Here is a 23,635-nt window from a genome sequence, read left to right as displayed (position 1 = left end):
GCCCACCCACCGTTGAAGCCACACTCCGGTGGCCGGCGAACGGTGGAAATCAAGCGTTGACATCGGCGGCGACCTGTTTCAGGATCCCCGAAAAGGATTTCGACGGTCCGCCTCCGTGAAGGGGGTGCCCGCTCCATCCCGCCGAGCGCCCCGCGGCCCGGCCACCCGCATGCCGGTGGCCGGCCGCGGCACGCCGGCGGTCGCACGACGACCAGACCCCGTTCGGGAAGGGACGCCCCGCAGTGGCCGACTCCGGCAAGGTTCCGTTCAACCGACGTCTGTTCCTCCAGGTCTCCGCGCTGGGCACCGCCACCGTCGCCGGTGGCGGCCTGCTCGGCGCGCACCCCGCGGCCGCCGCCGCGCCGTTCGCGCTGCCCTACGGGGCCGGTCCGGGCGGCACCGCGCCGGTGCGCCCGTTCCCGCTGCGCGACGTGCGGCTCGGGGCCGGGCTGCTGCAGGAGAAGCGCGACCGCGTCAAGGCGTTCCTGCGCAACTACGACGAGCGCCGGTTCCTCGTGCTGTTCAACCGCCAGGCCGGCAGGCCGAACCCGGCCGGCGTCGCCGTGCCGGGCGGCTGGGAGGACGGCGGCCTGCTCAGCGGCCACTGGGCCGGGCACTTCATGACGGCCCTCGCGCAGGCCTACGCCGACCAGGGGGAGGCGGTCTACAAGGAGAAGCTGGACTGGATGGTCGCGGAGCTGGCCGCGTGCCAGGCGGCGATCACCGCCCGCATGGACTCCGCCCCCGGTGGCGGCGGCGAGCAGCCCGCACCGAAGATCGGCCGGGTGGCGGGCCGGTTCGGCAACGCGTTGAGGCTCAACGGGCCCAGCAGCGCGCAGTACTGCACCCTGCCGCAGGAAGCGATCAACCAGCTCACCGACTTCACCATCGCCACCTGGGTCAACCTCGCCTCCACCGGCAGCTGGAGCAGGTTGTTCGACTTCGGCCAGAACACCACCGTCAACATGTTCCTGACCCCGCGCGCGGGCGTGACCGGCAACGTGCCGCGCTTCGCCATCACCGTGGGCGGTTCGGGCCAGGAGCAGCGGATCGACGGCACGTCGGCGCTGCCCACGAACCGGTGGGTGCACCTCGCGGTGACGCTGGCGGGCCGGACCGGCACCCTCTACGTCGACGGCCGGCCGGCGGGCACGAACGCGAACATGACCCTCAACCCGTCGCACCTCGGCAACCCCGGCAACCGCTGGATCGGGCGGTCCCAGTACGGCGACCCGTTCCTGGACGCGACCGTCGACGAGTTCCACGTCTTCGACCGGGCGCTGACCGAGGCCGAGGTGGGCTCCCTGCTGGAGTCCCCGGCGGGCACGACCGGCGGCGGCAACATCGCGTGGTACCGGTTCGACGAGGCCGACGGCACGACCCTGGAGGACGGCTCGCCGAACAACCGGGACGCGGGCGTCGTGGTCGCCTCCGCCGGCGGGGACGCCGACTGGGTCCCGACCTTCCCCGGCTACCTCGGCGCGATCCCGGAGGACGCGGTGCTGCGCCTCGGCCCGCCGCGCTGGGCGGTCTACGGCGGCAACGCCCAGACGAACACCTGGGCGCCCTGGTACACCCAGCACAAGATCATGCGCGGCCTGCTCGACGCGTACTACAACACCGACAACGCCCAGGCGCTCGACGTCGTCACGAAGATGGCGGACTGGGCGCACCTGGCGCTGACCATCGGCGACAAGAACCACCCGGACTACCCGGGGCCGCTGACCCGCGACGACCTCAACTACATGTGGGACCTCTACATCGGCGGCGAGTTCGGCGGCGCGAACGAGGTCTTCCCGGAGATCGGCCACCTCACCGGCGACCCGAAGCACCTCGAGACCGCCAAGTGCTTCGACAACCGGGAGTCGCTGTTCGGCGCGACCGTGGAGAACCGGGACATCCTCGTGGTCACCCCGCAGAACCGGCCGGGCCGCCGCCGCCCCGAGCGGCTGCACGCCAACACCCACCTGCCGCAGTTCATCGGCTACGTCAGCGTCTACGAGCGGGGCGGCGGGGACGAGTACCTCACGGCGGCGAAGAACTTCTTCGGCATGGTCGTGCCGCACCGCACGTTCGCCCACGGCGGCGTGGGCGGCAACTACCCCGGTTCCAACAACAACCTGGAGCTGTTCCAGAACCGCGGCAACATCGCCAACGCGATCGCCACCAGCGGCGCGGAGACCTGCACCACGTACAACCTGCTCAAGCTGGCCCGCAACCTGTTCCTGCACGAGCACGACCCGGCGTACATGGACTACTACGAGCGCGGCCTGTTCAACATGATCACCGGGTCGCGGGCCGACACCACCGGCACCGCCGACCCCCAGGTGACCTACTTCCAACCCGTCGCCCCGGGCGCCACCCGCAGCTACGGCAACACCGGGACGTGCTGCGGCGGCACGGGCCTGGAGAACCACACCAAGTACCAGGAGACCGTCTTCTTCCGCGACGCCGACGGCAGCGCGTTGTGGGTCAACCTGTACGTGCCCGCCACGCTCACGTGGGCCGAGAAGGGCTTCACCGTCACGCAGGAGACCGCCTTCCCGCGCCAGGACCGCACCAAGCTCACCGTGGACGGCGCGGGCCGGCTGGACCTGAGGCTGCGGGTGCCCGCCTGGGCGCGACGCGGCTTCTTCGTCACGGTCAACGGTCGGGCGCAGAGCCTCGACGCCCGGCCCGGCACGTACGTGACGCTCAGCCGCGACTGGACGCGCGGCGACGTGGTCGAGATCCGGATGCCGTTCGCCATCCGGATCGAGCGGGCCCCCGACCGGCCCGACACCCAGGCGGTCTTCTGGGGGCCGGTGCTGTTGCAGATCACCGGCAACCCGGGCGGCGGCGGGTTCCGGGAGCTGTCGCTGTACCGCCACCTCAAGCGGGACGGCGACTACGGCCGCGCCGCGATCACGGCGGCGTCGGTCACGACGGCCGGGGACCAGACGTTCACCGCGGGCGGGTTCACGCTGCGGCCCTACCACATCAGCGACAACCAGCCGGCGTCCTCCTACTTCCGCCGGGTCGAACCCTCGATCGTGTTCGGCTCGATCGACACCGGCGTGCCCAACCGCAAGCGCGACGACGGCCTGCCGAACTACGACGTCCCGGTCCAGGGCATCACCTCGCCCGGCGACGACGGCCCGACGTTCCTGGACCTGCTCTGGGACCAGGCTCCGTTCGCCGACCACGGCGCGTTCGTCGCCGCGGTCACGGCCCTCGCCGACGCCTTCGTCGCCGCGGGCACGTTCACGGCGGCCGAACGGGCGGCGGTCGTGTCCAAGGCGGCCTCCGCCAACCGGGAGCTGTCGACCACGCGCCTGCTCGACGTCGAGGCGTCCACCCGGCGCATCGGCGCCAACACCTACGTCGCGGTCAACGCCGTGAACACCGCGGACGTGCCCCTCACCGTCGAGATCGCCACGGCGTACGGCTCGCGCACGGTCACCGACGTGGCCCCCGGCAAGGCGGCGTACCAGTCGTTCAACACGCGGGCCGCGTCGGTCCCGGGCGGCACCGTGACCGTCAAGGCCACCGGCACGGTCGACAACGCGACGGTGACCGACGAGTTCACCGCGACCTACGCCTGAGGGCGGGCCGAGGGGCCGGCGTCGCCGCCGGCCCCTCGGTTCCCAGCAGGTGAACGCCCGTCCGCGCGGCCGCCGCGAAAAGGTACGGTTCGTCGCGCCGGCCCCCCGCTACGACATCCGGGGGAGTGCCCGCGCTACGAGCAGGGAGGACGAGGCGTTGCGCCGTCGGAGGTTCGGGACCGCTGTTGCCGCGATCGCGCTGAGCGGTGTCATGGTGGTGAGCGCCTGCGCGAAGGACTCCGGGGGCGGCGTCGCCGGGTCGACCACCGCCGCCGGCGCCGGCTGCGAGTTCGCGACGCCGCCGAGCGCGCCCGCGGACTCCGGCGCCGCGACCCCGGGCAGCGGCAAGCCCGCCGACGGCGAGCGGATCGACGGCAGCGCGCTCAAGCTCGGTCTGGCCTACGACATCGGCGGCCGCGGTGACGCGTCGTTCAACGACCTCGCCGCCGCCGGGTTCGACCAGGCGATCAAGGACCTCGGCATCCGGCCGGAGAACACCCGCGAGCTGTCCGCCGCGCCGAACGAGGACGAGTCGCTCAAGCAGTCCCGCCTGCGCCAACTCGCGCGCGAGGGCTTCGACCCGATCGTCGCCGTCGGCTTCGCCTACACCGAGTCGCTGAAGGTCGTCGCGCCCGAGTTCCCGGACGTGAGGTTCGGCCTGGTCGACTCGGCCGTGCCCGGCGCGGCCAACGTCACGCCGCTGGTGTTCGCCGAGCAGGAGGGCGCGTTCCTGGCCGGCGTCGTGGCCGCGTACCACAGCCGGAAGTGCCACGTCGGCTTCGTCGGCGGCGTCGACATCCCGCTGATCCGCAAGTTCGAGGCCGGGTACGTCCAGGGCGCGAAGACCGCCGCGCCCACCATCGCGGTCGAGACCAAGTACCTCACGCCGGCGACCGACTTCACGGGCTTCCAGGACCCGGCGAAGGGGATGGAGGCCGCGAAGGGCCTCATCGACAAGGGCGCGGACGTCCTCTACCCGGCCGCGGGCGCGTCGGGCATCGGCGTCTTCTCCGCGGTGAAGCAGGCGGGCGTGCTGGGGATCGGGTGCGACGCCGACCAGTACCACCAGCCGGCGCTCGCGGACTCCAGGGACGTGATCGTCGCGTCCAGCCTCAAGCGCGTCGACGTGGCCGTGTACGACTTCGTCAAGGCCGCCGCCGGCGACGACCTGGCCTCGCTGCCGGCGGTGTTCGACCTCGAGGTGGACGGCATCGGCTACGCCACGTCGGGCGGGAAGGTCGACGCGAAGCTCCAGGGCATCCTGGAGGGGTACAAGGCGCAGATCGTCAAGGGCGAGATCAAGGTCGCGGAACAGCCGTAGCGCCGTCGCGGCGGAGGCCGGCGCCACGTTCACGCCGTCCCCGGTCCCGTCGGGGTGACGTCGCCCTGCCGGTAATTCCCGCTCGCCGTTCCCGCCGTGTCGCTAGGCTCGGCGGACGTTCGGCGGGACCCGGGGACAGGTGATGATGTGGGCCCGCAGCTCGCGGTGCTGATCCGCGGCCTTCCGGGAACGGGGAAGACGACGACGGCGGCCTTGCTGAGGGACGCGCTGCCCCCGTCGGTCCGGGTGTCCGACGACTCGGTGCGGTACCTGGCCCACCCGCGCGACTTCACCGCGTTCACGCTGGCCGCGTCCGAGGTCGCCTGCCTGGACCTCGCCCTGTCCTACTGCGACAGCGGGTTCCTGCCGATCATCGACGGCGTGTTCGAGGACGTCGGGTTCCTCGCGAGCCAGGCGTTGAGGTTCGAGCGGCGGGGCCACCGGCTCGTCACGATCTCGCTGACCGCCGACGTCGAAGACCTGCTGCACCGCAACGCGCTCCGCGACCCGCTCCAGCGGATGGACACCGACCGGATCCACCTGCTGCACTCGACGTTCCGGCCGGTCGGCGTGTCGCTGGGGATCCGCGGGAAGGCTCCCGAGGAGGTCTGCGACGACGTGCTCGACCTCATCGGGCCCGCCCGGACCGCGCCGCCGGACGACCACCCCGCCGGGCACGAGGTGGACCTGCTCTTCCTCCGGCACGGCGAGCCCGAGCACCCGGACGGGACCTACCCGGACCCGTTCACGACGCCGCTCTCCGCCGTGGGCCGCGGCGAGGCGCTGGCCGCGCGGGCGGCGGTCCGGCGGTTCGGCCCGGACGTCGTCCTGACCTCGGACTTCGCCTCGGCCTCGGAGACGGCCCGGCTCGCCTGCGCCGGGCTCGACGTCGAGGTCGAGACCGCGCCGGCGTTGCGCGAACGCGTGTTCCACCGGCTCGTCGGCAGGTCCCACGACGAGATCCGGCGCGACCTGGGCGCGGTTGCCGACGGGATCGTCGGCGGTGACGGCGACCTGGTGGAACTCCCGCCGGACGAGTCCTACGAGGCCGCGCGGGCGCGGGCGCTGTCCTTGTTCGACGGGCTCCCCGCCCGGCACGGCGGCCGGAGGGTGCTCGTCGTGGGCCACGGCGGGCCGCACTCGTGGCTGGTCGAACGGGCGCTGGGCGCGGAGCTGAAGGGCGTGCGGCGGCTGCGGTGGGACACCGGGTGCTTCAGCCGGTTCACGCTGTCCGCCGGGCAGACCCGGCTCGAAGCGATGAACATCGCGCCCGGCTCGGTCGTCCGGGGCTTGCGGCTGGGCGCGGTCTGATCGGTTGCGCGCCGGTTCCCCGCGGTCGGGCGCAGTGTGGCCGGTTGCCGCGGTTCCCGACGGCCGGGCGCGGTCTGACCGGTTCCCGACCGCCGGGTGCGGTGCGCGCCGTTCCCGACCGCCGGGTGCGGTGTCCGCCGTTCCCGACCGCAGGGCGCGAGGTCCGCCGTTCCCGACCGCCGGGCACGCCGCCCTCCGGCGGGGTGGTCCGCCTTGACGAGCGGCCGGCGGGGCTCGATACTGCTGGGAAAGCGCTTTCCCAACGGCGAGGAGAGGGACCTTTGAGCGCACTCGCGGTCCGGCACGAGGTCGGGTCTTCGCTGACCGTCGGCGACGGGGAGGTCGACCTCTTCCGCTACGTCTACGTCCCGGACACACCGACGCTGGAGTCGCCCAAGCCGTTCCTGCACCCGCTGCGCACCCGGTCGGGTCGGGTGGTGAGCCTGTTCCGGCCGCACGACCACGTGTGGCACAAGGGCATCGCGTGGTCGTTGCCGCACGTCGGCGACGACAACTTCTGGGGCGGGCCGACCTACGTCCGCGGGCGGTCCTACGTGCAGCTGGACAACAACGGCACGCAGCGGCACCGCCGCGTGGTCGACAGCGGCGCGGACGGCGGGACCGCGTCGTTCACCCACGAGCTGGACTGGATCACCCAGTCCGGGCGCGTCGTCCTCGCCGAGCGCCGGACGATCACCGCGACCCTGCTGTCCGACGCGGCGTGGGCGCTGACCTTCGACACCGGGATGACCAACACCTCGGGCGGCGACCTCGCGTTCGGCTCGCCGACCACGCACGGCCGGGAGAACGCCGGCTACGGCGGGCTGTTCTGGCGCGGCCCGCGCTCCTTCACCGGCGGGACCGTGGTCACGCCCGACGGCGTGGGCGGCGGCGAGTGGCGCGGCTCGCGGGGCGAGTGGATGGCCTTCGCGGGCCGGCACGACGGCGACGACGCGGAGTCGCTGGTCCTGATGGTGGACCACGTCGACAACCCGCACCACCCGCCGCGCTGGTTCGTCCGGTCCGAGGAGTTCGCGTGCCTGAACCCCGCGCCGTTCTTCAGCGAGGAGCTGGTGCTCGCCGACGGCGACGCGGTGCGGTTCCGCTACGGGGCCGGGGTGGCGGACGGCGGGGTGGACGACGCGAAGGCGCTGGCCGACGCCGTCCGGGACGTGCTGCGCCGGGAGGCGTCGGCGTGAGCGGCTTCCCCGGCGGGACGTCGCTGTCGTTCCTGGACGTCTACGACGACGCCGCACCCGACGGCCTGGTCGGCGGCAGCCCGCACCTGCACCTGGCCTCGACCGAGTGCTACGTGGTCGTGGCCGGGCGCGGCGAGCTGCACGCGCTGAACCCCGGCGGCTGCCACGAGATCCCGCTCGAACCCGGCTCGGTGGTCTGGTTCACGCCGGGCACCGTCCACCGGGCCGTCAACCGCGGCGGGCTGCGGGTGGTCGTGCTGATGGACAACGCGGGGCTGCCGGAGGCCGGTGACGCGGTGATGACGTTCCCGCCGGAGGTCGTCGCGGACCCGGACCGCTACCGCGCCGCAGCGGCCCTGCCGGACCGGGGGACGGAGGCCGAGCGCGCCGCGGCCGCCCGCCGGCGGCGCGACCTGGCGGTGCGGGGCTACCTGCCGATCCGGGACGCGCTCCGCGACGGCGACGAGGGGCCGCTGCGCGAGTTCCACGCCGCCGCGGCCGCGCTGGTGCGGGCTCGGGCCGGGAGGTGGGCGGCGATCGTCCGCGACGGCCCGCTGCGGCAGGCGGAGGCCGGCCTCGCGGTGACGACGGACCTGGCCGCGGGCCTGGCCGGGCACCTCGACCGCGCGGCGGTGTTCCGGTCGCCGGACCACGAGACCGGCCCGGTGTTCGGCATGTGCGGCCGCCTGCGCCCGCACACCGCCGCCGGGGCCGTGCCGCTCACGAGCCCGCCGGTCGTCACGAGACCCCTGCCATGACCGGCTCGGCTGTCACGACCGGCCGCCGCCGGACCGTTCCGGTGACCCATCGCCGGGCGACACGGGTTGCGACCGGCCGCCGCGAGACCGTTCCGGTGACCGGTCGCCGCCCGACCCCGGCGGCGACCGGCCGTCGTGCGACACCGGTTGCGACCGGGCGTCGCGGGAGCCCTCTCGTGGCCGGTCGCGCCGCCGTGACCGGGCCGCCCCGGCAGCGCACCACCCATCCCGGCAGCGCACCACCGTCCCACCCGGCAGCCGATGAGGAGCACCCTTCCGTGACCAGTCGCACCTACTCCTGCGCGATCGTCGGCACGGGCGCGATCGCGGGCGCCCACGCCGAGGCGATCACCGACCAGGCCGGGCGATCGCGGCTCGTCGGGGCCGTCGACCTCGACCCCGGCCGGGCGGCCGCGTTCGCCGCCAAGTGGGACGTGCCGACGTACCCCGGTCTCGCCGACCTGCTCGACGCGCAGCGGCCCGACGTGGTCCACCTGTGCACGCCGCCGGGCACCCACCTGGCCCTGGCGCTGGAGTGCCTGGCGGCGGGCGCGGTGCCCGTGGTCGAGAAGCCGCCGGTGCTGTCGCTCGCCGACCTCGACCGGCTGCGCGCGGCGGAGGCCGAGGCCGGGGTGCCGGTGGCGACCGTGTTCCAGCACCGGTTCGGCTCCGGCGCGGTGCGGTTGCGGCGGCTGGTGGCGGAGGGCGCGTTCGGCCGGCCGCTGCTGGCGTCGGCGAACACGCTGTGGTTCCGCGACGACGAGTACTTCGCCGTCCCGTGGCGGGGCCGGTGGGACACCGAGGGCGGCGGGCCGACGATGGGCCACGGCATCCACCAGTTCGACCTGCTGCTGTCGATCCTCGGCCCGTGGACCGAGGTCACCGCCATCGCCGCCCGCCAGGCGAGGCCGACCGACACCGAGGACGTGTCCGCCGCGCTCGTGCGGTTCGCCTCCGGGGCGGTCGCCACCGTGGTCAACTCGCTCGTCTCGCCCCGGCAGACCAGCCGGCTCCGGTTCGACTTCGAGCGCGTCACGGTGGACCTGGAGCACCTCTACGGCTACACCGACGCCCACTGGCGGGTGACCGAGGCCCCGACCGCGCCGGGTGCCGCCGCGGCGTGGGAGACCGGCCCCCGGGACACGCCGAGCGGCCACACCGCGCAGTTCGCCGCCGTGCTGGACGCCCTCGACACCGGCGCGACGCCGCCGGTCTCCACCGCCGACACCCGGATGACCGTGGAGTTCGTCGCCGCGCTCTACGCCTCGGCGTTCACCCGCCGCACGGTGGCGCAGGGCGAGATCGGCGAAGGCGACCCGTTCTACACCGGGATGGCGGGCACCGGCGCGCCCTGGTCGGCCTGAGGCGCGCCCGTTGGTCGATCCGGCGGCATCGCGCGCGAACGGCCGTCGGTCGAACGCACGATGCCCGCACGTCCGCGCCGCCCCTACGTTCGGCACGTGACCAACGACTGGATCAGCAGGCGCTCCCTCCTGCACGGAGCGGTCGCGGCCGGGGTGGTGACCGCGGTCGGCGTCGTGGCGCGGCCGGCCGACGCCGCCGTGCCGGGGTTCTACAACCCGTTCAGCGGTTACGGGATCACCGGGACCTGGCAGGAGCACCTGAACCGGGGCTCGCTCGGCGGCATCGACTACGGCATGCCCGTCGGCACGCGGCTGCCCGCGGCGGGCGGCGGCGTGGTGACCAACATCCCGTACAACGGCACCGGCGGCCACACCGTCACCATCCAGCACGACAACGGCTACCGCACCCAGTACATGCACCTGTCGCAGTTCCTGCTGGCGAACGGCACGCGGGTCGGCATGGGCGCGGTCGTCGGGCTGTCCGGCGGCGCGCCGGGCGCACCCGGCTCCGGCTCGTCCACCGGGCCGCACGTGCACTGGCACATGATCAACCCGAGCGGCACGCGCATCAACCCGCTGACCTACCTGGGCAGCGGCACGGGCCTGCCGAAGACGACCACCGAGCAGGACGGCGTCCCCGGCGCGATCCTGTGGAAGCGCGCGCAGAACTGGTTGCGCATCGAGCACGGGTACACCGGTCCGATCGACGGCGTCCCCGGCGTGAACACGTACGCGGCCTTGCAGCGCGCCATGCGCGGGTACGGCTACACCGGTCCGATCGACGGCGTGCCCGGCCCGAACACGTGGGCGGCGGTGCAGCGGCTGGCCGCGCGGTGGGGGTACACCGGCCCGATCGACGGCGTGATGGGACCCAACTCCTGGCGCGGCTTCGCCCGTTTCCTCAACCAGGACAAGTACGACTGAGGTCGCACGGGTGGTCCGTGACCGCGCGGGCACGCGGCGGCCGGGTCGAGGGGTTCGCCCCTGCGGGACCTGGCACGCCCGTGCCCGGAGCGGGTGTCGTTCGGCGATGGCGGTTCAGGCGTTGGGGTCGAACGGGATGCCCGCGGGCTTGGCCTGGGCGAGGTTGTAGGCGAACGCGCCGTCCTTGATGGCGAGGCTCGCGCTGCCGAAGTCGGCGTTCACCAGGATGTCGCGGATGCCGGCGGGGAAGTGGTCCCAGCTCACCAGGTCGGGGTACTGCCAGGTGCCGTAGTGGTTCTCCGGCTGCTCGGTCGCGCCCGCGAGGCGGAAGCAGTGCGTGCTCAGGCCGTCCTTGTGGTAGACGATCTTCGGGTGCGTGCCCTCCCACGCGACCTGGGAGCGCGGGTAGGTCGAGTACCGGCCGTGCGCGGAGGTGGAGACGTACTGCGCCTGGTCGCCGCTCACCCACACGACGACGTGCTCGATGTCGTGGCGGTGGCCGCAGCAGTCGATCCCCGGCACGGCCTGGTCCTTCTCGAAGTACAGGTCGTAGAGGTAGGCGCACCAGTTGTTGTTGCACTTGGAGCGCGAGTAGGAGTTCGTGTTGTCCAGGTCGGACTGGTCGCGGCACTGGCCGTTGAGCGCGCCGGAGTTCTTCAGGCCCGTGGCGATCGCGCCGGAGGGCGAGACGGCGGGCGTGGGGTAGCAGCCGTCGGTGTCGTAGTCGAACGCGGGCTGCCACTTGCCGTCGGCGGCCGCGTGGCTCGCGGGCAGGGCTTGCGGCGGCTCGGCCCAGGCGGCTCCGGGGACGAGCACCGCGAGCAGGACCGCGGCGAGCAGGGCGGTGAGCGACTTGGTGGCGGTTCGTGCGGCGCTGGGGGTCGTGCGGGGCGGTGTGGCGGTCACGGCGACCATGCCTTCCATCCGGGGGTCGAGTGGCACGGGCGGCGGAGGCGGCCGGTGACGCGGAGATCATCGGCCGGCTCCGAGGTTCCCGGCCGGCGCGTGACGCCGTCAACCCGCCGTTGGTCGCGCCGAGGCGAACAGGTGGCGAACACCGGTGCCCACCCCGATCCGACCGACCGCGCTCGGCCCTGCCTCGCCCCCTGCCCGGCCCCGCCCTGCCTCGTCCGGTCCCGCCTGCCCTGCCTCGTCCGGCCCGGCCCGGCCCGGCCGGGCCGGGCCGGGACCGGCGTGGCCCGGTCCGGCCAATCCCGGCGCGGCTCGGCGCGGTTCCGGGCGGTGCTGGTTTGGCCTGGCGCGAGTGCGGGGTCGGTGGTCCGGAGTGGTGGTCGGTTGCCGGTTCCCGCCAGGCCGGTCCGTGTCGGTTCAGGGCTGGTCGGACAGCGGCAGGGTGAGGCGGAAGCACGCGCCTTCGCCCGCGGCGGTCTCCAGTTCGACGTCGTTAGCGAGCGTCCGCAGGTCCATCGGGGCGCGGTCGAGTTGTCCCTCCGGCGCTTCGTCGAGCCGGGCGAGCAGCAGCAGGTCCTCGGTGAGCGTGGTCAGCCTGGTCGCCTCGCGGTCGATGCGGCGCATCGCCTGGTCGACGTCGGCGCGGTCGGGCATCGCGCCCATCCGGTACAGCACCTCGGGCGGCCCCTGCGCGCTCACGCCGTCGATGATCTCGGTGAACGAACGGAGCTGGGCGTCGATCCGCCCGAGCTGGTAGCGCTCCAGCTGGTCCGCCACCACCGCGCCGACCAGGACCAGCCCGACCAGCAGCAGGCCCGCGGTGAGCAGCAACAGCCTGGCCCGCAACGAGAAGCGCGTCACCGCGCGGGCTCCCGCATCACGTACGGACACCACGCGCCCGGCGTTCTCCATCAGGTAGTGCAGCAGCCGGAACTCCGTGGAGGAGACGCGGACGGGCCGCCCCGCCCGCGTCACCTGGTGCCCTTCGGCGTCCAACGCCACCGTGCCCACGGTCAGCACGTCCGCGTGGTGGCCCGCGGTCCGGCGCAGGATCGCGCGGATGCGGGCGATCAACTCCTCCAGGTGGAACGGCTTGGTCACGTAGTCGTCGGCCCCCAGCGACAGCCCGGTCACCTTGTCCGACTGGCGGTCCCGGGCGGAGGACGCACGACAGCGCGCCGTCCGAGCCCCACGTCCACGGCACGCCCAGCCCGAGCGACAGCACGCCGAACACCGCGGACGGCAGGAGCAGCAGCACACCCCCCGGCCGCCGCACCCCCACGCGACGACCAACCCCGCGCCGAGCAGCCCGCCGAACGCCCACAGCACGGCCCGCAGCACCCCGTCGGCGGCCCGGGACCGCGTGGCCACCCGGCACACCCCGACGACGACCGCCACCAAGCCCACCGCCATCAGCGGCGTCGACCCGACCGGCACGGAGAAGCCCACGTCGAGCGGTCCGTTCCGACCCAACCCGCCGGCGGTCGGCGCACCGCAGACCGAGGCCCCGCCGCCGGACGGCCGCAGCGCCGGCGTGCCGCGTGCCCACCACGTCACCGCGACGAGCCCGGCCGGGAAGGCCACCGCCGCCACCGCGCCGCGGCCGAACAGCCCGCCCCCGCCGCGCCGCAGCACCGCGCCCAGCACCACCACGCCCGCCGGCGAGACCCCCAGCGGCACCACGTCGAGCCCGCCCCGCGCGGCGAGCGGCCCGCGACCGTGGTCGCCGCGACCGGTCCACCGGGAACTCCCAGGATCAGGCGAGGACGAGCCGCGGGTGGTGGACGTCGAGCCAGAGCGCGAAGTCGAGCGCCCGTTCCAGGCCGAGCCGGGTCACCCGGTCGACGGCCGCCGGCTCCAGGCCGCAGGCCCGCTCCAGCCACGGCCGGTCGACCAGCCCGAACACCTCGTGGTCGCGCCGCGCGGCCAGCTCCCTGCCCTGCTCCTGCAACTGCCGCACGTAGTACGGGTCCTGCGTGGACGGGTACGGGCTCTTGACCCGCCAGGCGACCGAGTGCGGCAGCACGTCCTCGACCGCGCCGCGCAGCAGGCTCTTCTCCCGCCCGTCGTAGTTCTTGAACGACCACGGCGCGTTGTAGACGTACTCCACCAGCCGGTGGTCGCAGAACGGCACCCGCACCTCCAGGCCGACCGCCATGCTCAGCCGGTCCTTGCGGTCCAGCAGCCACCGCAGGAACCGCGTGAGGTGCAGGTGGATCATGATCCGCATGCGGTGCTCGTGGTCGTCCCCGGCGTCGCCGCGCTCGACGCCGGCGACCGCGCGCGCGTACTGGTCGCCCCGGTACTCCTCCAGCCGCAGCCGGTCCAGGAACGCCCGGTCCAGCCCGTGGCCGTCCTTGTCCAGCGGCCCGACGTTGAACGCGATCCAGGGGAACGCGCGGGCCCGCTGCACCTGCGGGGTGTGGATGTGCCGGTAGCCGCCGAACAGCTCGTCGGCCGACTCGCCCGACAGCGCCACGGTGGACCGCGCGCGGATCTCCTTGAACAGCAGGTAGAGGGAGAAGTCCATGTCGCCGAGGGTGATCGGCAGGTCGCGGGCGACGATCGCGGCACGGCGGACCTCGGGGTCGGCCAGGCCCTTCGGGTCGAGCACGATGTCGGCGTGCTCGGTGCCGACGTGCCGCACGACGTCCCGCACGAACGGCGCGTCCGGGGTGTCGCGCAGCTCGTCCGGGGTGAAGCGGTCGGTCTGGCCGGTGAAGTCGACCGCGAACGTGCGCACCCGCTCGTCGCCCAGGTGCGCCGCGGCCAGCGCGGTCAACGCGCCGGAGTCCAGGCCGCCGGACAGCAGCAGGCAGCGCGGGACGTCCGCGACGAGCTGCCTGGCCACGGTGTCGTCGAGCAGTTCGCGGACGCGGCCGACCGTGGTCTCCAGGTCGTCCTCGTGCGCGCGGGTCTCCAGCCGCCAGTAGGTGCGCTCCCGCACGCCGCCGGCGTCGGCCGTGACCACCGTGCCGGGCTCGACCTGGCGCATGCCCGCCCAGATGGCGTGGCCCGGAGTGAAGACGTAGGCCAGCGACTCGCGCAGGCCGTCGACGTTGACCACGCGCTCGGCCAGCGGGTTGGCCAGGATCGCCTTCGGCTCCGACCCGAACAGCAGCCCGTCCGCGGTCGGGTAGTAGTAGAGCGGCTTGATGCCGAGCCGGTCGCGGACCATGACGAGCTTCCGGTCGCGGGCGTCCCAGACGGCGAACGCGTACATGCCGTTGAGCCGGTCCGCCACCGCCGCGCCCCACCGCAGGTAGCCGCGCAGCACCACCTCGGTGTCGCTGGACGTGGTGAACCGCTCGCCCAGGCCGACCAGCTCCTCGCGCAGCTCGACGTAGTTGTAGCACTCACCGCTGTAGACGAGGGCGACCTCGCCGCCGGGCGTGCGCGCGGTCATCGGCTGCGCGCCGCCGGGCAGGTCGATCACGGCCAGCCGCCGGTGGCCGAGCGCGGCGTGCCGGTCGGTCCACGTGCCCGAGGCGTCCGGCCCGCGGCACGCCATGGTCCGCGTCATCGCGCCCAGCACCTCCGGCTCGCGGGTGAGGTCGCGGTCGAACGAGACCCAGCCGGTGATTCCGCACATCGTCCGCCTCCTGTGCTCCCCGGAGCGTGCTCCTCGCGCCGCCGGTCGGCAAACCGGCGCCGCCGTGAGGAGCGCGGGGACACCGGCCGACCTGCCCGTTCGTCCCCGCCACGCCAGTTGGTTGCGTCACCGTACTTTCCCGGCGCCGGGTAGGGGGCGCGTGCTTCGGGAAGAGGCGTTGCGGCGCTTCGGGATCGAGCGCCCGGGGTTTCCGGACATTCCCGACAACGGGCGTCAACGGGGCGTGCCGCGTGTCCGTCCGGCGGCCCGAGGCGGCTCGTCGCCGTGCCGCGGTCCGGCCGGTCCGTCGCTACGGTGGATCACGTGCCACGAAACCGCCTGTACCGCGACGGGGTGCTCGCGGAGGAGGACTTCCCGGTCACCGAGGTGTCCCGGCTGCTGTCCGACGAGGACGCCGTCGTGTGGCTGGACCTGTGCGGCCCGTCGGAGTCGGAGATGGCCGCGATCGCGGACGAGCTGGGCCTGCACGCCATGTCCGTGGAGGACGCCCTGGGGACGCACGAGCGGCCCAAGCTGCACCAGTACGACACCCACCTGCTCGTGAACGCGTATGCGGTGAGCCTGGACCGGGTGTCGGGCCGGTTGACCACGGCGGAGCTGTCGGCGTTCGTCACGCCGCGCGCGCTGGTCACGGTGCGCAACGACGACCGGTTCGACATCGACGCGGTGGCGCGGCGGTGGGACGAGTCGGCGAGCCTGGCCGGGAGCGGCGTCGGGTTCCTGCTGCACGGGTTGCTCGACTTCGTGGTGGACAGCCACTTCGAGGCGGTGCAGGCGTTGGACGACCACATCGAGGGCTTGGAGGACCTGGTGTTCTCCGAGCCCCCGAACGACCCGGACATGCAGCGGCGCGCGTTGGCGATGCGCAAGTCCCTGGTGACGTTGCGCCGGGTCGTGCTGCCGATGCGGGAGGTGCTCAACGGGTTGATCCGACGCGACCACACCGTGGTGGACGCGCGGATGGCCCCGTACTACCAGGACGTGTACGACCACGTGCTGCGCGCCTCGGAGTGGACCGAGTCGTTGCGGGACATGGTCGCCACCATCCGGGACATCCAGCTCAACCTCCAGGGCAACCGGCTGAACATGATCATGAAGAAGGTGACCGGGTGGGCGGCGATCATCGCCGTGCCGACCGCCGTGACGGGGTTCTACGGCCAGAACGTGCCTTACCCGGGGTACGGGACGGCCTGGGGCTTCTGGGTGTCCACGGTCGCCATGCTGCTGCTGTCGGCCGGGTTGTACCGGTTGTTCAAGCGGCGCGACTGGATCTGAGCGACGGGCGCGCGGGAGGATGGCGGGGAGAAGGGGGTAGTAGCAGATGACGGAGCAGGACGATCGTCGCGCGCCGGGGGTCGAGGCGTTGACGGACAAGATCAGGCAGCTCGTGCAGGAGGGCAACGCGCGCCGGGTGGTGGTGCGCAACGACAAGGGCGAGCCGGTGCTGGACATCCCGGTGACGGCCGGCGTGGTCGCCGCCGTGGCCGCGCCGGTGGTGACGGCGGTCGCCGCCTTCGCCGCGCTCGCCGGCCCGTGGTCGGTGGCCGTGGAACGCCCGACCGACCCCGACCCGACCGCCACCGCCGACGCCGATGCCGACACGGCCACCGCCGACGCCGGCGATGCCGCCGCCGAAGGCACCGCCGTTGCCGCCGACACCGCCGGCGGGACCGCAGCCACCGAGGCCACCGACACCGCCGCCGACACCAAGGCCGCCGACACCGCCGCCGAGGCCGCGCCCGCCGACACCGACGCCGCCGAGGCCGCTTCCGGGACCGCCGGAACCGCGTCGGGCGAATCCGGATCGGGCGGTGCGCCGCCGTCCGCGAACTGATCACCGCGGCGGCGTCGCGCCACCGCGTTCCCGGCACCGCGTCCCCTCGGGGGCGCGGTGTTTTCGTTCGCCCCCACCACCCCATACCACCGGCTCACGTCCACTTCGGAGGTTCGCAGGTCGGGCCCCGGAGGATGCGACGGCGCGTCTCAATCGGTGCCCCGCTCGTGCGCGACACCCGGCGGACGACCTGTCGGCAAAGTTAACGTGAAGATCGCCCGACGAGCGGCCGGCAGCGACCCCTATATGCTTTCTATATCTCCATGTTAGCCCGGTACCGGGCCGTGCCGGAAGTTCACGGCTGTTCACGCCGGGCCGCGCGCTCGATTTGACAGGCCCTCGGCGCATCGCTACTTTGCCGCGTCCGTCAATGTGAAGCCCGTTCTCGTTCAACGTTCTGACACGGTTTTGCCGTGGTGCTGCGCCAATCGGCTGATTGTGATCCCCCACGTCGGTTGCCAAGGTAGTCGGTGCTGATGAACGGGAACAGGTCACAGCCCGTTAGAACTTAACGAAGCTGTTTCGGTGATCGGCCACTTCTCGCGGTCCGCCGGGGTCGGGGAAGTGATGGCACGCCGGTCGGCGTGCGCAAGACCAGTGACGCGTGGTCCGCCGGCCGCGCGCGAACTTCCATCGAGGACGACGGCAGTGATGACGATCTCCTGTCCCAGGGGCCCGTTCACCGCCGTTCCCGGACGATTCGGGAACGCGGTGCGCGGGGTGGACAAACGTGAGGCGGGCACTACCGGCAGGCACTCGGGCGACGCGGTGGACACCGCCTCGCCAGGCGTTCCGCCGAGTTGTGCGCCCCGATCGCGCCGATGGCGCCGGCCCCGTCCGGCGCGTGCGCCACGGGCGGCGCGGCCCTCCTCCTAGCGCCTCGGCGCTCATTCCGGCACCCCCGCGTGCGCTGCGGGTGAATTGTGTCCGAAAGCCTCGGCTCACGTTCAGGTTCGTGAGCCGCCCACGCCTGTCCGCGCGGCAATGGCGCATGCCATGAATGCGATACCCGACTTCGGGATTTCGCGTGCCGGCGGACCGGGTCCATTCCGCGTCAACGCCCCGGTGGGTGTCCGATGAACGAGGAACGAGGGCAGAGCCATGCTTGTCAACGAACACGGCGGGGAAACACCCCTGGCGCACGTCGCCGAACGCTGCCACGCGCTCGTGGGCGTGCTGCGCGAACGCGGGGTCGGCGACGGTGATCGGGTCGTGCTGTCGGCCCGCAACTCCGACGACTTCGTGGTGGTCCTGTTCGCGCTGATGGAGCTGGGTGTCTCCGTCGGCCTCGTGGACCCCGGCCTGCCGCCCGCGCAGGCCGCCGAGCACGTCGTGGACTCCGGCGCGCGGTGGTTCGTCACCGACGCCGACCAGGCCGACCCGGCGTTCGACCGCGTCGCGGCCGGGCTGCTCGACCTGCACGCGCTGGTCAAGACCGCGCTGGACGTCCCGGTCGCGGACGTGCCCGAGCCGACCTTCGCGCGGTGGGCACAGCGGCGCGACGCGCTGCTGGTGTGGAGTTCCGGCAGCTCGGGCAAGCCCAAGGGCATCGTCCGCTCCGGCGCGTCCGTGCTGCGCAACGTCGAGCGCACCCAGCGGCGCATGGGTTACGTCGAGTCCGACGTGCTGCTGCCGATGCTGCCGTTCACCCACCAGTACGGGCTGTCCATGCTCATGCTCTGGTGGAACGCCCGCGCCACGCTCGTGATCGCGCCCAGCCGGCGCGTCGACCAGGCGCTGGACGTGATCGCCCGGCACCGCGTGACCGTCGTGGACGCGGTCCCCGCCACGTACGACACGATGCTGCGCGTCGTCGACCGCCGCGACACCCGCGACCTCGGCTCGGTGCGCATGTGGTGCGTCGGCGGCGAACCGCTGCGCGACGAGCTGCGCGCCCGCTTCGAGAAGCGGTTCCAGGCCACCCTGCTCGACGGGTACGGCAGCAGCGAGGCGGGCAACATCGCCCTGGCCTCGACCGAGGACCCGACCCACTGCGGCACGCCGCTGGACGGCGTCGTGGTCGAGGTCCGCGACCCGCTCGGCAACCCCGCGCCGGCCGGCGAGGTCGGCGAGGTCGTGGTCCGCACCCCCGACATCATGGTCGGCCTGCTCGAACCCGGCGGCCGGGTGCGCGAGGTCGAGCGGCAGGAGTTCCACACCCGCGACATCGGCTACCTGACCCCGGAGGGGCAGGTCCGCGTGCTGGGCCGCAAGTCGGCCGTGCACCGCTTCGGCCACACGCTCTACCCCGACGCCATCGCGGAGAAGGCGGGCGCGTGCGGCGCGCCGGTGCGGGTGATCCCGGTCGAGGACGAGCAGCGCGGCACCCAGCTCGTGTTCGTGATCACCGACCCGACCGGGCAGCCGGTGGCGCACTGGAAGCGCGCCGTGTCCCGGTTCGTCGCCGCGCACGAGCAGCCCAACCGCGTGGTCGTGGTGAAGGACCTGCCGCTGGGCGGCAACGGCAAGGTGGACCTGCAGGCGCTGCGCGACCTCGCCGAGTCCACCGTGGCGCTCGAAGGCGTCAAGGGCGTGTTCCCCAAGGACCGCGACCACGGCGACGCCGACCTGTCGGCCATCCCGTTCCCCGACCGGCTCTCCCGGCTGACGGACCTCGCCCGCCTGCTGCGCGAGCGCCGCGCCGAGGTGATGTCCCTGCTCACGCAGGTGATGAGCTACAAGACCGCCTACGGCGAGATCGACGCGTCGATCGCCGCCCTGGAGGGCGCGGCGGCCGAGGTGGCCCGGTACCGGCCGCCCGCGGTCGGCCAGATCGGCGTGCTCATGCCGTCGAACATCCCGCTCTACAGCTACGTGCTGTACCTGGCGATCCCCAGCCTCTACAGCGAACGCGTGGTGTTCCGGCCGTCGCGGCGCATCGCCGACCAGCTGCTGAAGCTGCACGAGCTGCTGTCGGGCGTGCACCACCTGCCGATCGTGCTCGACGGGTCCGACCAGCGCGAGTTCCTGGAGGGCGAGGGCGCGCGCTCGGACGTGCTGGTGTTCACCGGCACGTTCAAGAACGCCGAGAAGATCCGCGCCGGCCTGCGCCGCGACCAGATGTTCCTCTACTTCGGACAGGGCGTGAACCCGTTCGTGGTCGGTCCGGACGCCGACATCCCGAAGGCCGTGGACGGGCTGCTGCGGGTGCGGATGCTGAACTCCGGGCAGGACTGCTTCGGCCCGGACGTCGTGTTCGTGCACACCTCGATCAGCGCGCAGTTCTGCAACCTGCTCTGCCGCCGGGTGGACAACCTGCGCTACGGCCGGTTCGACGACCCCAACGCCGACTACAGCCACATGTTCTACCTGGACGCGTTCGACGCGTCGCTCGACTACCTGCGCTCCAGCCGCGAGCACCTGGCCGCGGGCGGCGAGGTCAACTTCGTGGACGACCACCTCAGCCCGACGGTGCTGATCCGGCCCGCCGACACCAAGATGACGCCGCCGGAGCTGTTCGCGCCGATCTTCAACGTGGTGCCGTACACCTCGACGGACTGGCTGCACGGCATGCTCGACCACCAGTACTTCCAGGAGCGGGCCATGGCCGCCACGGTCTACGGCGACCTGCCCGAGACCGTCGAGCTGCTCCGCAAGCGGCACACGGTCAGCCTCAACGAGACCGTGATCGACATCGAGGACGGCAACGCGCCGTTCGGCGGCACGGGCATCCGCGCCAACTACGTCTCGCTGGGCCGCAAGCGCCACGCCGAGCCGCTGCTGATCTCGAAGGCCGTCGCCGACCACCTCGGCGGCGACCGCACGGCCGCGTCCGACGTCGCCGGCCGCACGGCCTGACGACCGCCGAGGAGGAGATGGGGGTGATCGACATGTCCGCGCAGCTCCAGCCGGGCAACGTCCGGGGCGCCTGGCACGCCGTGGCCCGGCTGCTCGCCGAGTCGGGCGTCCGGGTCGTGTTCGGCCTGCCCGACGACGACCTGGACGCGCTCGACGCGCTGCACGCCGCCGGCGTCCGGCTCGTGGTGTGCCGGGACCAGCGCAACGCGGTGTTCATGGCCACCGGCTACGCGATGCGGTCCGGCGCGCTCGGCGTCGCGCTCGTCGGCAAGGGCCCCGCGGTGACCAACACCGCGACCGGCCTGCTGGAGGCGGCGTCCTCCGGCGCGCCCGTGCTGCTGCTGTCCGGCGGCACGGCGGCCGAGCGGCGCGGCAGCGGCGCGTTCCAGGAGCTGGACCAGCAGGCGGTGATCGCGCCCCTGGTGAAGTCCGCGACCCGGGTCGAGCACCCCGACCGGCTGGCGCCCGCGGTGCGCCGGGCCGTCCTCGTCGCCACCAGCGGCGCGACCGGTCCGGTGTACGTGGAGGTGCCCGACCACCTGCTCAAGGTCGACGTGCCCGTGCCGCCGCCCCCGCCGCCGGTCGAACGGCCGGCGGCGGTCGCGGTGGCCGACGACTCGGTCGCGCTGGACGTGCTGCGCACCGCCCGCCGCCCGATCGTGCTGGTCGGCGGCGGCCTGCGGCACCGCAACGCCGACGGCGTCGTGGAGCGGTTCGCCGAACGCGTGGGCGCGGCCCTCGCGTGCACGGCCAGCGGGCGCGGCGTGGTGGACGAGTCGTCCGTGCGGTTCATCGGCCTGGCGGGCCTGTACGCCCCGGAACGGGCCAAGGAGCTGTGGGCCGACACCGACTGCGTGGTCGTGCTCGGCAGCCGGCTGGAGGAGACCGCGACCTACGGCTGGCCCGCCGCCCTCGGCACGACCGTGCCCGTGGTGCAGGTCAACGTGGACGCGGCCGGCGTGGCCACCGGGTACGCCGGCCCGGTCGTGCTGGGCGACGGCGCGGACGTGTGCCGCGCGTGGCTGGAGCAGGTCGTGGACACCGCGCCGGTCGAGTGGTCCAAGCGCGTGGACGAGGTGCACCAGCGGTTGCGCGCCGACCACCGCCGCGAGCTGGCCGACCTGGCCGCGAAGCCGGAGCTGCACGTGGTGGAGGTGCTGGCCGCGCTGGACGCCGAGCTGCCCGCCGACCGCGTCCTGGTGCAGGAGAACGGCTTGCAGGACATGTGGTCCTACAGCTTCCCCCGGTTCGAGTGCGCGCACGGCGCCGGCTCGGTCGTGCCGTCCGAGCAGACCAGCCTCGGGTTCGGCGCGGCGGCGGCGGTCGGCGTGAAGGCGGCGGCGGAGCACCGGCCGGTGGTCGCGTTCGTCGGCGACGGCGCGTTCGGCCTGTTCGACGCCGACCTGCCGACGGCCGTCGCGCTCGGCCGGGGGCTGCTGTACGTGGTGCTGCGCAACGGCGGCTACGGCTGGCTGCACTCCCAGCTCGGCCCGCACAACCGCGACCTGGCGGGCACGGCGCTGGTGGACCCCGACGCCGTCGCGGCGCAGGCCCCCGCGTGGCGCGGCGTGCACCAGGTGACCGTCACCAAGGAGTCGCTGCGCGCCGACGTGGCCGACGCCTGGCGGCGCTCGCAGGAGGGCGAAGTCGTCGTCCTCAACGTCCCCGCGCGCCTGGAAGACGCGTTGTTCGCCGACCACGAACTCGGCGGCAGCTTCCCGGTCGCCGACTGACCCCCGATCGAAGCGAGGAGCAGCACATGGCCGAACGGCACGGCAGGCGGGTCGTCATCACCGGCTGGGGCGTGGTGTCCCCGGTCGGCCTCACCGCCGACGAGACGTGGGACGCGCTGGTCGCGGGGCGCAGCGGGATCGGGCACGTGACCGTCATCGACGCCTCCGACCTGCCCACCGACCTGGCGGGCGAGGTGAAGGGCTTCGAGCCGAAGAAGTACCTCAGCCACAAGCAGCTCCGCCGGATGGACCCGTACGCGCAGTACGCGTACGCCGCCGCCTCCGAGGCCGTCGGCACGGCGAAGCTGGAGATCACCGAGGACAACGGGCACCGCGTCGGCGCGCTCATCGGCAGCGGCTACGGGCCCATGCAGTCGCTCGGCGAGCACGTGGTGGTGCTCAACGAGAAGGGGCCCCGCGCGGTCAGCCCGTTCGCGCCCGTCACCGGCGCCATCGACAGCGCGGCGGGCGAGATCAGCCTGGCGTTCGGGGTGACCGGGCCGACCCGGGCGCTGAGCAGCGCCTGCGCGTCCGGCACCGACGCGATCGGCGAGGCCGCGCGGTGGGTGCGCTACGGCGTGGTCGACGCGGTGATCGCGGGCGGCGCGGAGAACATCCTGACCCGGGTGGACATGGCGGGCAGCGGCAACGCCAAGGCGCTGTCCGGCCGGGTCGACGCGCCGACCGAGGCGTGCCGCCCGTTCGACGAGGACCGCGACGGGTTCGTGATGGCCTCCGGGTCCGGGATCGTGGTGATGGAGTCCGAGGAGCACGCGCTGGCGCGCGGCGCGACGATCCTGGCCGAGGTCGCGGGCTACGCGGCCACGTCCGACGCGCACCACTGGACCGCGCCGCACCCGGAGGGCCGGGGCGCGCGGGCCGCCATGCGGGGCGCGCTGGCCGACGCGGGCCTCACGCCCGAGGACGTCGGCTACGTCAACGCGCACGGCACCAGCACGGTGTTCAACGACCAGTCCGAACTGGACTCGATCCGCGCCGTGTTCGGCGACCACGTCGAGCGCATCCCGGTCAGCTCCACGAAGTCCATGACCGGGCACATGATCGGAGCGGCGGGCGCGGTGGAGGCGATCGTCGGCGCGATGGCGATCAACCGCGGGCTCGTGCCGCCGACGATCAACTGCCACCGGCCGATCGACCCGGCCGTCAACTTCGTCGCCCACGAGGCGCAGGCGCACGACGTGGACGTGGTGATGAGCAATTCCTTCGGCTTCGGCGGCCACAACGCCGTCGTCGTGCTGCGTCGGTGGCAGGGCTAGGGAGGAC

Annotated in this window: 14 protein-coding genes and 1 pseudogene; 12 read left to right on the top strand and 3 right to left on the bottom strand. The window is 73.4% G+C overall.

What is annotated here, in order from left to right:
* Positions 1 to 242 precede the first annotated feature (242 nt).
* The 7 genes from ACWEFJ_RS09520 to ACWEFJ_RS09490 all read left to right on the top strand — a co-directional run bounded on the left by ACWEFJ_RS09520 (position 243) and on the right by ACWEFJ_RS09490 (position 10,461).
* Positions 243 to 3,584 (top strand): beta-L-arabinofuranosidase domain-containing protein, encoded by a 3,342-nt coding sequence (locus ACWEFJ_RS09520; protein ID WP_449713444.1) that lies wholly within the window; start codon positions 243 to 245, stop codon positions 3,582 to 3,584.
* Between the two features lie 211 nt (positions 3,585 to 3,795).
* Positions 3,796 to 4,905: a BMP family lipoprotein gene (locus ACWEFJ_RS09515; RefSeq protein WP_378087400.1), complete on the top strand. Its 1,110-nt coding sequence runs from the start codon at positions 3,796 to 3,798 to the stop codon at positions 4,903 to 4,905.
* 147 nt (positions 4,906 to 5,052) lie between these two features.
* The gene (locus ACWEFJ_RS09510) at positions 5,053 to 6,216 is read left to right on the top strand and encodes a histidine phosphatase family protein (RefSeq protein ID WP_449713443.1); all 1,164 of its coding nucleotides are present in this window, start codon (positions 5,053 to 5,055) and stop codon (positions 6,214 to 6,216) included.
* A 281-nt stretch (positions 6,217 to 6,497) separates the two neighbouring features.
* A complete protein-coding gene (locus ACWEFJ_RS09505) occupies positions 6,498 to 7,415 on the top strand; it encodes a DUF6807 domain-containing protein (protein ID WP_449713442.1) in 918 nt (305 codons plus the stop codon).
* Positions 7,412 to 8,173, top strand: a complete 762-nt coding sequence (locus ACWEFJ_RS09500; protein ID WP_449713441.1) for a cupin domain-containing protein — start codon at positions 7,412 to 7,414, stop codon at positions 8,171 to 8,173. Before ACWEFJ_RS09505 ends, ACWEFJ_RS09500 begins: the two co-directional genes overlap by 4 nt.
* A 278-nt stretch (positions 8,174 to 8,451) precedes the next feature.
* Positions 8,452 to 9,537: a Gfo/Idh/MocA family protein gene (locus ACWEFJ_RS09495; protein WP_449713440.1), complete on the top strand. Its 1,086-nt coding sequence runs from the start codon at positions 8,452 to 8,454 to the stop codon at positions 9,535 to 9,537.
* Between the two features lie 96 nt (positions 9,538 to 9,633).
* Positions 9,634 to 10,461, top strand: a complete 828-nt coding sequence (locus ACWEFJ_RS09490) for a peptidoglycan DD-metalloendopeptidase family protein (protein WP_378087332.1) — start codon at positions 9,634 to 9,636, stop codon at positions 10,459 to 10,461.
* Positions 10,462 to 10,575: 114 nt separating this feature from the next.
* On the opposite strand, the gene ACWEFJ_RS09485 is transcribed toward ACWEFJ_RS09490, so the two are convergent.
* From ACWEFJ_RS09485 to asnB, 3 genes and pseudogenes are all read right to left on the bottom strand, one after another.
* Positions 10,576 to 11,376, bottom strand: a complete 801-nt coding sequence (locus ACWEFJ_RS09485; RefSeq protein ID WP_378087334.1) for an NPP1 family protein — start codon at positions 11,374 to 11,376, stop codon at positions 10,576 to 10,578.
* A 1,038-nt stretch (positions 11,377 to 12,414) separates the two neighbouring features.
* Positions 12,415 to 12,519, bottom strand: a pseudogene (locus ACWEFJ_RS09480) (DNA-binding response regulator); the annotation flags it as partial.
* A gap of 610 nt (positions 12,520 to 13,129) precedes the next feature.
* Positions 13,130 to 14,965 carry an asparagine synthase (glutamine-hydrolyzing) gene (asnB, locus tag ACWEFJ_RS09475; RefSeq protein WP_449713439.1) on the bottom strand — a complete coding sequence of 612 codons (1,836 nt, stop codon included), beginning with the start codon at positions 14,963 to 14,965 and terminating at the stop codon, positions 13,130 to 13,132.
* Between the two features lie 324 nt (positions 14,966 to 15,289).
* On the opposite strand from asnB, the gene ACWEFJ_RS09470 reads away from it, so the two are divergent.
* The 5 genes from ACWEFJ_RS09470 to fabF all read left to right on the top strand — a co-directional run bounded on the left by ACWEFJ_RS09470 (position 15,290) and on the right by fabF (position 23,628).
* Positions 15,290 to 16,261, top strand: a complete 972-nt coding sequence (locus tag ACWEFJ_RS09470) for a magnesium transporter CorA family protein (RefSeq protein WP_378087344.1) — start codon at positions 15,290 to 15,292, stop codon at positions 16,259 to 16,261.
* A gap of 46 nt (positions 16,262 to 16,307) precedes the next feature.
* On the top strand, positions 16,308 to 16,820 hold the full coding sequence (locus ACWEFJ_RS09465) for a DUF4342 domain-containing protein (protein WP_449713438.1): 513 nt from the start codon (positions 16,308 to 16,310) through the stop codon (positions 16,818 to 16,820).
* 1,101 nt (positions 16,821 to 17,921) lie between these two features.
* The gene (locus ACWEFJ_RS09460) at positions 17,922 to 20,618 is read left to right on the top strand and encodes an aldehyde dehydrogenase family protein (protein WP_449713437.1); all 2,697 of its coding nucleotides are present in this window, start codon (positions 17,922 to 17,924) and stop codon (positions 20,616 to 20,618) included.
* 32 nt (positions 20,619 to 20,650) lie between these two features.
* On the top strand, positions 20,651 to 22,351 hold the full coding sequence (locus ACWEFJ_RS09455; protein ID WP_449713497.1) for a thiamine pyrophosphate-binding protein: 1,701 nt from the start codon (positions 20,651 to 20,653) through the stop codon (positions 22,349 to 22,351).
* Positions 22,352 to 22,377: 26 nt separating this feature from the next.
* Positions 22,378 to 23,628, top strand: a complete 1,251-nt coding sequence (gene fabF / locus ACWEFJ_RS09450) for a beta-ketoacyl-ACP synthase II (RefSeq protein WP_378087350.1) — start codon at positions 22,378 to 22,380, stop codon at positions 23,626 to 23,628.
* Positions 23,629 to 23,635 lie beyond the last annotated feature (7 nt).

It is taken from the genome of Actinosynnema sp. NPDC004786 (assembly GCF_053601135.1).
The sequence above is the reverse complement of the archived record's forward strand: the minus strand, read 5'-3'. Positions and strand labels throughout refer to the sequence as shown.

What these genes read in the sequence shown, in the direction of transcription:
- ACWEFJ_RS09515 (WP_378087400.1), top strand. Translation starts at nt 3,796, where the DNA reads ATGGTGGTGAGCGCCTGCGCGAAGGACTCCGGGGGCGGCGTCGCCGGG.
- ACWEFJ_RS09485 (WP_378087334.1), bottom strand. Translation starts at nt 11,376, where the DNA reads ATGGTCGCCGTGACCGCCACACCGCCCCGCACGACCCCCAGCGCCGCA.
- asnB (WP_449713439.1), bottom strand. Translation starts at nt 14,965, where the DNA reads ATGTGCGGAATCACCGGCTGGGTCTCGTTCGACCGCGACCTCACCCGC.
- ACWEFJ_RS09465 (WP_449713438.1), top strand. Translation starts at nt 16,308, where the DNA reads ATGACGGAGCAGGACGATCGTCGCGCGCCGGGGGTCGAGGCGTTGACG.
- ACWEFJ_RS09460 (WP_449713437.1), top strand. Translation starts at nt 17,922, where the DNA reads ATGCTTGTCAACGAACACGGCGGGGAAACACCCCTGGCGCACGTCGCC.
- ACWEFJ_RS09455 (WP_449713497.1), top strand. Translation starts at nt 20,651, where the DNA reads ATGTCCGCGCAGCTCCAGCCGGGCAACGTCCGGGGCGCCTGGCACGCC.
- fabF (WP_378087350.1), top strand. Translation starts at nt 22,378, where the DNA reads ATGGCCGAACGGCACGGCAGGCGGGTCGTCATCACCGGCTGGGGCGTG.